The organism is Klebsiella sp. RHBSTW-00215 (assembly GCF_014103785.1).
In the GTDB taxonomy this organism is placed as follows: Bacteria; Pseudomonadota; Gammaproteobacteria; order Enterobacterales; family Enterobacteriaceae; genus Klebsiella.
In genome coordinates this window covers 5,586,326-5,598,438 of sequence record NZ_JABXQS010000001.1, presented here as the reverse complement: position 1 = coordinate 5,598,438, position 12,113 = coordinate 5,586,326, and the positions used below count along the sequence as shown (strand labels likewise).

Here is a 12,113-nt window from a genome sequence, read left to right as displayed (position 1 = left end):
CGTGTTCCCTCACGGCAGGCGGTGACGGGCCTGATAATAGGCCTGCCAGTGGGCTTCTTTATGCGTGCCGACGCGTTGTTCAAAATAGCGACGCAGGCGGGCGCGGTCATCTTCATTATCTTTAATGATGGTCCCGGCGATGCAATCCACCAGATCGGCGGGCTCCCCGGCACGGCTGGCTAAAAACCACGCCCGCACCCCGACGGCGTGGGCGACGTTAACCGCTTCGGCGGTGGACATAATGGCGTTGAGGGTATCCATTGACGTTTTCTTGCCACCGTCGGCGCGCAGATCGCGGAAGGTATGCACCAGTAGCTCCAGCACGGCGTCGGGCACTTTATGCGGGATGCCGCTATGCTCCAGCAGCCGGGCCGAGGCGCTGGCCACCAGCTCCAGCTCCTGCTGAAAATCCATAATCGGAAAGACGGTTTCGAAGTCGAAGCGGCGTTTCAGCGCCGCGCTCATTTCGTTAACTCCGCGATCGCGGGTGTTGGCGGTGGCGATAATATTAAATCCGGCGCGGGCGTACAGCTGGCTGTCAGCGCCAGTCAGTTCCGGGATCGCCATTACGCGATCGGAAAGCATCCCCAGCAGGCAGTCCTGAACCTCCAGCGGGGTGCGGGTGATCTCTTCAAAGCGAACGATTTTACCGTCGCGCATTCCCTGATACAGCGGGGCGGGCACCAGCGCCTGTGTCGACGGCCCCTGGTTTATCAGTAATGCATAGTTCCACGCGTATTTGATTTGATCTTCCGTAATGGCCGCGCCGCCCTGGATAGTGAGCCCGGCGTCGCCGCAAACGGCGGTGGCCAGCAGCTCGGAGAGCAGTGATTTCGCGGTTCCCGGTTCGCCCACCAGCATCAGGCCGCGCCCGGTCGCCAGGGTTACCAGCATCCGTTCGACGGCGGCGGGACTGATAACCACCTTGCGGCTAATATTGCGAGCGCTATCGCCAAGGATAAAAGCCCGCGCCGCCGGCAGGCTCAACTGCCAGCCGGGCGGGCAAGGGAGCGAGTCATCCTGCTTAAGCCGTGCGAGTTCGTCGGCATACAGTACGGCAGCTGGCGGGCGCTGAAGATGTTTTTCCTGTGGTGACATATTTCTTCCTTAAAGAGTTATATTTAGCGCAATATCTCCCTGCGTATTCTGAGGTCACAAAGGCGCGTTCGGTAAGTGGAGCTAAAAAGTCAATATTCGACTCATGTGGTGAGTCGAATATTGTTGCTAATTGACTCACCACGTTTGTCACACTAGCGGGAAATAATCTCTATTGTGTTTAGCGCTTCGCTGAGATCCTGAGGATCGAGCCGGGAGAATGCAACGGGTTGTTCGCCGTAATAGAGCGTTATCGCGCCAAACTGCTGAGGGGCTTTAGCGTCTATGCTGTAGTGAACAAACCCCGGCGTGATTTCCAGTATCAGCCGATGCTGAGCAACATCGTAACAGAAATAGCTTTCGCTACCTTGCCACCAGCCCCGGCTGCGAATCCCCAACAGCTGTCCGCAGGTGGTTGATTTGCCCTGCCAGCGAGTTAGCTTGCTTCGCGTTGCTTCTTCCTCACACAGCAGCACCGTCCGGCGCGCTAGCTGACGGAAGGGCTGCAACAGCAGGTAGTCGTTGAGGATTTGTTCGAACGCCGCGCGCGTTTCATCACCCATTTCCAGTGGATGGGCGATGCCGAACACGGCATTCTCCGGCAGCGTGATGGATTCATCCTGGCTATCGCAGAATTCGCCCTCCGCTGCGACGCGAAAGGCGTTGAGCAGACGTCGCGGTTCATTCGCTGCGTAAACTCCCCACACTAAGCGCCGGGTCAGATGGCTGGTCAGTGGGTGGTCGACAAACAGCGCCTGAAACTCAGCCCGGCTCCAGCGCCGCGCCAGCCGTAGCGCACTTTCCAGGTGTGGCAGCAGGCGTTTGGCTACCTGGGTCGCATCTTTTTTCAGGCCTTTCAGTCGGACCAGCGCTTCTTCGGCTTTGGTCTGCTCATCCTCGGCGCGCAGGCGCGGAATACTTTTTTGCCGCGCTCCCTGCTGGTCGTATATCACCGGCAGCAGGTTTTCATCAAAGCGCACGCTAAAGCTACGGGTACCAAAGTCAAAGGTCAGCGCACTGGCGTCGTCCAGCCCCAGCGTCGGCGTCAGCCGGTCTTGCAGTTGCTCTTCGCTCAGGTCGCGCGCTTCGGCAACTTCTTTAAGATACTGTTCCGCGCTCTCGCGCAGCGGGCGCGATTTGGCGCGCAGTGAAACATGGTGCAGCTGGAGTAATGACATATCGCTGCCGATGCGGGTGAGGAGATGCAGCCCGCTGGCGGCGCGTGCCGATTTCCCCTCCTGCGGCCAGGCGAGGATTAACGCAGTCAGACAGCGTACGGTGCTTTCATCACCGAAGATACCCAGCGTCTGAAATGCCCAGTTCTCTTTGGCGGGAGCCCCTGCGCTTTGCCAGGCGTTAAACAGATCCCAGGCAAAAGTGGCCAGCGACTGGGGCTGACAGGCGGCTTTGACAATATCCAGTCCGCAGTAATGATGGCCACCCTGGGCGAAGCGCAGCATCTCGCCAAGGATCTCCAGCGCCTCGTCGGTTAGCGGCTGGTCGTTGCCAATCAGTCGTGGCCTGCGCCAGAGCGCGGGCTGCCAGAAGTCTGGTGCTTTCGGCGTCCGGGTCGGGTAGTTGTCCAGCGGGTCCTGCGCCAGCAACTGTTCGAGCGCTAACCATAGCGCCGGTTCGTTCCAGCGTTGTGCCACCGTTTTTAGCCGCTCGCTGTGGCCTTCCTGATGCAGAAGGCGCAGGGCGTTAATCGCCGCCTCGCGGTTATCGCCCGCTTTGTCGAACGCCTGCGGGATTAGCGCGGTGGCGGCGTGTTCCGGCCATTGCAGTAGCCACTCGCGGGCGAGGTTGCTCTGCGCCTGGAAACGTCGCCAGAGGCGGGCGACCGGTAGCGCCAGTTCCGTTGCACCGATATGAATCAGCAGCGGAAAGATCTCTTTTGGCCGGTGCTGAAGCGCCAGCTGCAGGCCGGGCAGGGCATCCGTCCCGAGAATGCTCAACATATATTCGGCCCCAACGAATTTGAAGTTCTCTTCATTGATGCGCTGCCACAGCGTCACAGCCTGCTCGCGGGGCAACTGCATCAGCAGATAAAGATTCCAGCAGTCGTTGGGTTTATAGCCTTCGTCAAGATAGTCTCGCCAGGCCTGCAGCAGCACCTCGCTATTACCGCTGTGCAGCGCCTTAACGGCAGCTTCACACCATCCCGTTTTATTACTGTAGACGCTATACGATGATCCCAAATGCCCTTGCCGGCCATTCAACGTATATTGATGGAACAGATAATCCATGTCCTCAAAGCCCAGCTCTTGTAATACAACGCCCCCTTTACGGCTAAGGCGCTCAGGCAGCGGCAGGTCGTTAAAGAAGCTGGCTGGCTTGCTGGTAGCCAGCGCCTCTCTTTCCCCCTGTTGCCAGTATTCCTGCGGAGCAACCTGGAGTACGGGAAGCTCAAAGCGTGGGCCGGCGGCTTTTTTCTTTTTGCCGCGCCACGGCGGCGAGAGCAGGATTTCCGGCAGGCTGGCGTTATCGGTGGTTGTCGTTACGCCTGAAGAAGGCAATTGTTGACAGCTTGCCAGCAGGGCCAGCGCCTGCGAGCTTAGCCAGGGACTGACTTCTTCAGCCAGCTGCGGATGCGTATTTAGCAACGCCTGAAGCAGCATGCGCCAGCCCTCAGCGCGTTTTTTCTGCTGTTGCGGGAGCTTTTTCTCTTCGATATGAGGATATCCGGGGCGAGCGGGCGGTACCGGCAGCGCCAGCAGTTCCGCCAGCGCCGCCAGCGTCGAGGCGGGGAATTTTTTGGCAAACTTCGCGACGCGCTCCTGGCTGGGTTTGTTTTTGTCCGCCACCAGCAGCAATAGCCGGATAACCTGCGGATGGTTGATTTGCACCAGCAGGCTGCCGCAGTCGTCTTTGTGTGCGTAGACCGCCATTCGAGGAACCGCCGCCAGCCCCTGCTCGCGCAGAACGGCGGCACAGGCGGCGTAGCCATAGCGGTTCTCGTAATACATATCGCTACCTTCGCGATCGGTAAAGATATCGCGCGCCCAATACTCCTCCAGCTCAGCCTGCGCTTCGGGAGTCGTGGCGACGGCTTTTAGCCACTCTTTTGATGATCTATAGCTTTCCTGACCGTGAGTAACATAAACTTTATTGGCGATATCTGGCCATTCTGGCAGCAACAGGGCAATAAACGGTTGGCGGTATAGCGGCACGTCTGCAAGCGCAGTGGCGAGTTTGTCAGTGCAACGTTGCCAGATCTCTTCCTCCGCCAGCGACAGGTGTTTGCGCAGGCGTAGGTCGAAGGCATCGTAGGTTTCGGCGCGAAAACCGTATTTTCTCTTCTTATCCGGGTAGCAAAACACGATATTAGGCTGTTCGTATTTGTTATATGCCATAGCAATACTCTGGCGGGCAATGACTACCTCGGTGGCGTACTCGACGCCATACAACTGAACGATCTCATCCAGCAGCTCGGGGGTGTCGTCTTCCGTCAGGCGGGTTAACGTCGCCATGGTGGGGGCGGGCATGGCGGGTTTTGCCTTACCCACATAAGAAATTGCCAGAGCAATTGCCTGTTGCCACTCCGGCGTACATTTTTCATAGCCCCAGGTGAGGGAGCGATAGCGGGCGGGAATATCGTTCGCCAACTGCTGAATCCGCCCCTCTTCAACCAGTGGCACCGGCTCGCCCGGCCAACGGCGATGGCTTAACGGTTCTTTACCCTTTTTAAAGGTCAACTCCAGCTGTGCATCATCCGCCAGCCACGGTGGGGTTACTGCGTTGTGCATAAACGTTCCTTGTTCTATTCAAATAGCGCGTCAATATCGTTAATCAGTTCGCTGATGGTGACGCTATCCAGTACGGAAAACGTTGCTGTTTGCGGACCATTGCTGCCCCAGCCGTACTGGTGCGCTTTGCCTTCCCATAGCCAGATTTTGCTTAACAGCTGCTCGGCGCTCAGTTCGTCCGGTGACATGCCCACGGCGAAGCCTTCGTCGATTTCCATTACTAACGTCCACTGTCCCAGCGGTTTGAGCATCCAGCCAATCCAGCCTGCATCCTGTGGGTCGCCGCGCAGCCAGCCTTTATTCGCCAGCCCCATTACCCGGCCGCTTGGACACTTGCGCCTGGCCCAGCGGGTCAGCTCTGAGGCAGAAAGTTCAGCGGGCGTCAGGGTGTAGCAATTGCGATCGAGCTGACGGAACGGTGGCAGCAGTTCGTAATCGGCGAACAGTTGACCGAAGGCGGCGGCGTCTCCCGCAGGCATTTCCAGCACGTGCGGAATACCGATGCGGATCTCGCCGTCCGGCAGGGTAAAGAGATCGTCATCGGCGGTGCTGTAACTGTTGTCTTCGGCAACGCGGAAGCAGGCCAGCAGTTTGTTGTCCGCACCATAGACACCCCATACCAGGCGACGGGTAAGATGGCGCACCAGAGGATGGCTCACCAGGAACAGGTGGAAGTTCTCCGGCGTCCAGCGTCGGCGCTGGCACATGGCGGATTCCAGCCGCGCGATTTGTTGGGCGGCGATGGTGCGGGCGTCTTTTTTCAGGGCTTTGTAGCGATTAACCGACTCTGTTGCCAGCGTGTCATCGTCACTCTTATTGGGTTTTAGCAGGTCTTTCAGCCGACTGCCGTTTTCATCGCGCACGAACGGCTTGAGCGCCTCATCAAAGCTAACGATAAAGCGCCGCGGGCCAAAATCGAGGGTTAACGTTCCATCATCGTTCAATCCGAGATCCGGAGCGAGGCGGTCTTCCAGCTCGGCAACGGTCAGTTCGCGACTCTCGGCAATATCGCCGATTTTTTCCCGTGCGCGCTCTTGTAAGGCTTTGAATTTCAGCTTCTGGGCGATGCCGTTAAGCTGCATCAGAGCGATATCCGTGCCGATCGCGGCGAGAATATCTAACCCGACCGTGGCGCGTTTATGCTGGGATTCACCCGGCCAGACGCGGATCAGCGGCGTTAGCGCTCGCGCGGTGTCGTCGTTGCCGAAAATTCCCAGCGCGCTAAAGGCCCAGCCCTCTTTGGATGGCGCTCCGGCGGTTTGCCAGGCGCTGAACAGGTCCCAGGCGAAGGCGGCGAGTGACTCGGCAGTGCAGAGATCTTTCACCTGCTGTAAGCCGGGGTAAAGGCCTTCTTCTGCCGGGAAGCGCAGCATTTCGCCGAGCGATTTTAATGCTGCGTCCGGGAGTGCCTGGCCGTTTTCTCGCAGCTGCGGGCGCGTCCAGAATGCGGGTTGGTAAAACGCAGGCAGGGCTGGAATTTTGGTCGGATGGTTATCCAGCGGATCGAGTGAGAGCAGGGCGTTAATGGCCTCCATCACCTCCGGCTGATTGTAGCGCTGTGCGACCTGCTCAAGCAGACGCTGATGGCCGTTATCTATCAGCAGACGTAGCGCCAGACGTGCACTGTCCTGCGCTTCGCCTGCTTTACCAAAGGCTGCGGGCAGCAGGCCGGTAATGGCATGCTCCGGATAGGCCAGCAGCCACTCGCGGGCAACATCGCGCAGCGTTTTAAGTTTGTTAAAGGCGCGGGCGACCATCGGGGCCAGTTCGCTGGCGGCAAACCAGATTGCGACGGATAAGTTCTCTTGCGGGTAACGTGAGAGAGAATGTATAAAGCCCGGCAGTCCGGCAAGACGCAGATACGTCATTACGTATTCCGCGCCGGTGTGCGGCTCTTTGCTCAGAGCGTTCCAGGCCACGATTGCCTGCTCTGTGGGCAGCGCGGTGAGCATATAAACCGCCCATTCGCGTGAAGAACCCTGGAGGGACTTAAACTTCGCGATCAGCGCGGGATAATCCTGCCGTTGCCAGGCGCTCGGTACGGAGTCGGGGGCGTTGTCAGAAAGATTACCATTCCAGCGCCGAAAGCCTAAGCGCATCAGGAAATTTTTTTCATCCTTTCCTCTGCCCATTTCCACCTGGTGGGCATACCAGCTACGTTGTTCGAGAAGCTGCTTGCCCGCCTCTTCCGTCAGCATACAGACCGGGTCTAAGGCCAGCGGTGATAAATCCAGTTGGGGAATCGGCGATTTTTTCTTTTTCGTCGCCCACGGCGGGGAAACCAGCACCAATGGCAGCATATCGTCACTGGCGCAGTCGGTCTGCTGATTGAGTTGCTGCTGGCAGGTTTCCAGCAGCGCCGCGGCCTGTGAAGAGATCCATGGCGCGATCTGCGCGACCCGTTCCGGTCGGGTGCTCAACTGGGTCATTAGCATAATGCGCCAGCGTTTCTCTTCTTTATGCACCAGTAGCTCAGCCAATGCCGCCAGCGCCGCATGTGGGAAACGGGTGCAGGCTTGAGTCATCCGTTCATGGCAGCGTTTTCCTTGTTCGCTCACGCGGATCAGCTGCGTCAGGGCCTGCGGATGATTAACGTAGCTTATCAGCTCGCCGCACAGGTCATCGTGAACGTAGGGCGCAAAGCGGGAGATTCCGGCGACTCCCTGCTCGCGCATCACCGTCGCGTTCCAGACGCTGCCGTTGTAGTAATCGTTGAACAGGTTTTCCGCCAGGTAGGGCTCCAGCGCTTTGACGACCTGCGGGTCGCGGGCAACCAGCTTCAGCCATTCTGCCGTTCTGACATTTTTGTGCGCCAGCACCCGGCAGGCGATGTCGTTAACAACATCCTGGCGCTCCGGCAGCAATAACGCGACCAGCGGTTGCTGGCCGACAGGCATATCCGGCAATGCGGCAATGAGTTTATCCACGCAGCGCTGCCACAGCGGCTCATCAGCAAGGGCCAGATGCGCACGCAGGCGAACATCGAACATATTCGCTCCACGAGCCGAGACTGGTTCTGCGAGAAAGGTGACCTGAACGGTTTGATAATTATATTCAAATTCAATGTGCTGTAGGGCGATAAACATTTCAACGGCATATTCCAGCCCGTAGACGTAAACAATTTCGTCCATCAGTTCGGGATTATCACCGCTGCGCCAGCCACGGCGAGTTGCCACGGCGACCTGAACCGCCAGCGCGGCTGGTGATAGCTGGCCATCGGTGAGAGCTTCATTGATGACTTGCTGCCAGTATGCGGAGCAGCCGGCGCTATTGAAGGTGACGGTTTTACCGGATTGTTTGTGGATCTCTTTGCCGAGGTCCATCAGTTTACTGTCCTCAGGCGCAGCAATCGGTTCGCCGGGGAAGAGGCGCGAAGGGAGCGCTTGCGCAAGGAGTTCATCCGACAACGGCAATTCGGCATCGTCCGCCAGCCACGGGCGGGTAACGTCAACAGGCGTGGGAACGCGCTCCGGCTGTGGGGATGCTGTCGTGGCGACTGGCTCAGAAGGCTGGCTGGCAACGGTGGGTTGCACTGCGGCGGTATCTTCAACATAGCCTTTTTTGGTTTTTTCGTTAATCAGCTTCAGTTCGGCCTTGCTGGCGGCGACGCTATCGGCAAAGGTTTTAATCTGACTCTGACCGCTGGTGCCGACCTTACCCCAGCTCAGATGCAGCTCGTTGTCCTGCTGCTCTACTGCCCAAAATTTATGTGATTTTTCATCATGATAAATAAATGTTTTCATCGGCGTCCCTGTTGTTTTATCCAGTTTTACGTTGATGCTAACAGTTATTGTCAGATTAAAAAGGGGTCTACGAGGTAAGGCGGGATATTTCAGAGTTTATAAAAAAAAGCGCTGCCGGAGCAGCGCTTTATGCGGGGTTACTTGACCTGCTGGCCCGGCTGAGCGCCGCTGTCCGGGCTTAACAGGAAGATATCCTTCCCGCCGGGACCGGCGGCCATCACCATGCCTTCCGAGATGCCGAAGCGCATTTTTCGCGGCGCCAGGTTGGCGACCATTACCGTCAGGCGACCAATCAGCGCCTGCGGATCTGGATAGGCGGAGCGGATGCCAGAGAAGACGTTGCGTTTCTCGCCGCCGAGATCCAGCGTCAGGCGCAGCAGCTTGTCTGAACCGTCAACGAACTCGGCGTTTTCGACAAGCGCGATACGCATATCGACTTTGGCGAAGTCATCAAAAGTGATGGTTTCCTGAATCGGGTCATCCGCCAGCGGACCGGTGACCGGTGCTGACAGCGCTTTCACCTCTTCTTTCGACGCTTCAACCAGCGCTTCAACTTGCTTCATCTCAATGCGGTTATACAGCGCTTTGAAATTATTGACCTTGTGAGCGAGCAGCGGCTGCTGAATGGCATCCCAGCTCAGTTCACTGTTAAGGAAGGCTTCCGCACGCGCAGAAAGCTCCGGCAGAACCGGCTTCAGCCAGGTCATCAGCACGCGGAACATGTTCAGGCCCATGGTACAGATAGCCTGCAGGTCGGCGTCGCGGCCTTCCTGTTTTGCCACAACCCATGGAGCCTGCTCATCAACGTAGCGGTTCGCGACGTCAGCCAGCGCCATGATTTCGCGGATGGCTTTGCCGAATTCGCGGCTGTCCCATGCTTCGCCAATGCTTGCAGCTGCATCGGTGAAGGTTTTGTACAGCACCGGGTCAGCCAGCTCAGCGGACAGCACACCGTCGAAGCGCTTGGCGATAAAGCCCGCATTCCGGGACGCCAGGTTCACTACTTTGTTGACGATGTCGGCATTCACGCGCTGCACGAAATCTTCCAGGCTCAGGTCGATATCATCGATGCGTGAAGAGAGCTTGGCGGTGTAGTAGTAGCGCAGGCTGTCGGCATCAAAATGCTTCAGCCAGGTGCTGGCCTTAATAAAGGTACCGCGTGACTTGGACATCTTCGCACCGTTGACCGTCACGTAGCCGTGAACGAACAGGTTGGTTGGTTTGCGGAAGTTGCTGCCTTCAAGCATCGCAGGCCAGAACAGGCTGTGGAAGTAGACGATATCTTTGCCGATAAAGTGATACAGCTCGGCGGTAGAGTCTTTTTTCCAGTATTCGTCAAAGCTGATAGTGTCGCCGCGCTTGTCACACAGGTTCTTGAAAGAGCCCATGTAGCCAATTGGCGCATCCAGCCAGACGTAAAAATATTTGCCCGGCGCGTTGGGGATTTCGAAGCCAAAGTACGGCGCATCGCGGGAAATATCCCACTGCTGCAGGCCGGATTCAAACCACTCCTGCATTTTGTTCGCCACCTGCTCCTGCAGCGCGCCGCTACGGGTCCACGCTTGCAGCATTTCGCTAAATGACGGCAGATCAAAGAAGAAGTGCTCAGACTCGCGCATCACTGGCGTCGCGCCGGAAACCACCGATTTCGGCTCGATAAGCTCGGTCGGGCTGTAGGTCGCGCCGCACACTTCGCAGTTATCGCCGTACTGATCCGGTGATTTACACTTCGGACAAGTGCCTTTTACGAAACGGTCCGGCAGGAACATGCCTTTTTCCGGATCGTAAAGCTGAGAAATAGTGCGATTTTTAATAAAACCGTTCTCTTTCAGGCGGCCATAGATAAGCTCCGACAGCTCACGGTTTTCGTCACTGTGCGTGGAGTGATAGTTATCGTAGCTGATGCCGAAGCCAGCAAAATCGGTCTGATGCTCCTGACTCATTTCGCCAATCATCTGTTCCGGAGTGATCCCGAGCTGCTGCGCTTTCAGCATGATCGGGGTGCCGTGGGCGTCGTCGGCGCAGATGAAGTTGACTTCGTGGCCGCGCATTCGCTGGTAACGGACCCAGACATCAGCCTGGATGTGCTCCAGCATGTGGCCGAGGTGGATTGAGCCGTTTGCGTACGGCAGCGCGCACGTTACCAGAATTTTCTTCGCGACTTGAGTCATAGTGGGCATTACATCTTCTATTGTAAAAAGGGCTTTCGATGTTACCGCAAAGGCAATAATTTGGTAAGCCCAAAGCTTATTGTGGGGGAATTATTCCCTTTAAGGTAAACTTAACGGACAAGATTCAACTCACAATAACAAAGGAGTCGGGATGAGTTCGCAATCCCAGGCCAAATCCCCCGAGCGCCTACGTGCGATGGTTGCCGGGACCCTGGCTAATTTCCAGCACCCAACCCTGAAACATAACCTCACCACGCTGAAGGCGCTGCACCACGTCGCCTGGCTGGACGAGACCGTGCACATCGAAATTCAGATGCCGTTCGTGTGGCATAGCGCGTTTGAGGTGTTAAAAGAGCAGTGCAGCGCCGAGCTGTTGCGCATTACCGGCGCTAAAGCCATTGACTGGAAGCTGACGCACAGCATCGCCACGCTTCAGCGGGTAAAAAATCAGCCCGGTATTAACGGCGTAAAAAACATTATCGCCATCAGCTCCGGCAAAGGTGGGGTGGGGAAATCGTCTACGGCGGTTAACCTGGCGCTGGCGCTGGCGGCGGAAGGGGCGAAAGTGGGTATTCTCGATGCCGATATTTACGGCCCGTCGATTCCGACCATGCTCGGCGCGGAAGACCAGCGTCCGACGTCACCGGATGGCACTCACATGGCGCCGATTATGAAATTCGGTCTGGCAACCAACTCCATCGGCTATCTGGTGACTGACGATAACGCCATGGTATGGCGCGGCCCGATGGCCAGCAAAGCGCTGATGCAAATGCTGCAGGAAACGTTGTGGCCGGATCTCGATTATCTGGTACTGGATATGCCGCCAGGCACCGGCGATATTCAGCTGACGCTGGCGCAGAACATTCCGGTAACCGGCGCGGTAGTGGTCACTACGCCGCAGGATATTGCGCTGATCGACGCCAAAAAAGGCATCGTGATGTTTGAAAAAGTGGAAGTGCCGGTACTGGGGATTGTGGAAAACATGAGTATGCATATTTGCAGCAATTGTGGGCACCACGAACCTATCTTCGGTACCGGTGGCGCGCAAAAGCTGGCGGATAAATACCATACTCAGTTACTGGGCCAGCTGCCGCTGCATATCACGCTGCGTGAAGACCTCGATAAAGGTACCCCGACGGTGGTCGCGCGTCCGGGAAGCGAGTTTACCGAGACTTACCGCCAGCTAGCGGACCGCGTCGCGGCGCAGCTGTACTGGCAGGGCGAAGTGATCCCCGGCGAGATTGCCTTCCGGGCGGTGTAATCACCTTTCCAGGCTAAGCCGTGCGGCGTTTTACGTCGCGCGGTTTTTTTATGTCTGCAGATAACTGCGCTTTTCTGCCTTATAAGTTAATCACCAA

At 57.3% G+C, this 12,113-nt stretch carries 5 protein-coding genes; 1 reads left to right on the top strand and 4 read right to left on the bottom strand.

Annotated features, from left to right (window positions below; translation table 11 throughout):
• Positions 1–9: 9 nt before the first annotated feature.
• The 4 genes from HV127_RS26660 to metG all read right to left on the bottom strand — a co-directional run bounded on the left by HV127_RS26660 (position 10) and on the right by metG (position 10,755).
• On the bottom strand, positions 10–1,098 hold the full coding sequence (locus HV127_RS26660) for a MoxR family ATPase (protein ID WP_182239908.1): 1,089 nt from the start codon (positions 1,096–1,098) through the stop codon (positions 10–12).
• A gap of 152 nt (positions 1,099–1,250) precedes the next feature.
• Positions 1,251–4,841 (bottom strand): DUF4132 domain-containing protein, encoded by a 3,591-nt coding sequence (locus HV127_RS26655; protein WP_182239906.1) that lies wholly within the window; start codon positions 4,839–4,841, stop codon positions 1,251–1,253.
• Positions 4,842–4,855: 14 nt separating this feature from the next.
• Entirely contained in the window at positions 4,856–8,584 is a 3,729-nt protein-coding gene (locus HV127_RS26650) for a WGR and DUF4132 domain-containing protein (RefSeq protein WP_182239904.1), read from the bottom strand.
• A 137-nt stretch (positions 8,585–8,721) separates the two neighbouring features.
• A complete protein-coding gene (metG, locus tag HV127_RS26645) occupies positions 8,722–10,755 on the bottom strand; it encodes a methionine--tRNA ligase (protein WP_182240859.1) in 2,034 nt (677 codons plus the stop codon).
• A 151-nt stretch (positions 10,756–10,906) separates the two neighbouring features.
• Between metG and apbC the strand changes: the two genes are divergently transcribed.
• Positions 10,907–12,016, top strand: coding sequence for an iron-sulfur cluster carrier protein ApbC (gene apbC / locus HV127_RS26640; protein ID WP_182239902.1), 1,110 nt, complete (start codon positions 10,907–10,909; stop codon positions 12,014–12,016).
• The last annotated feature ends 97 nt before the right edge of the window (positions 12,017–12,113 follow it).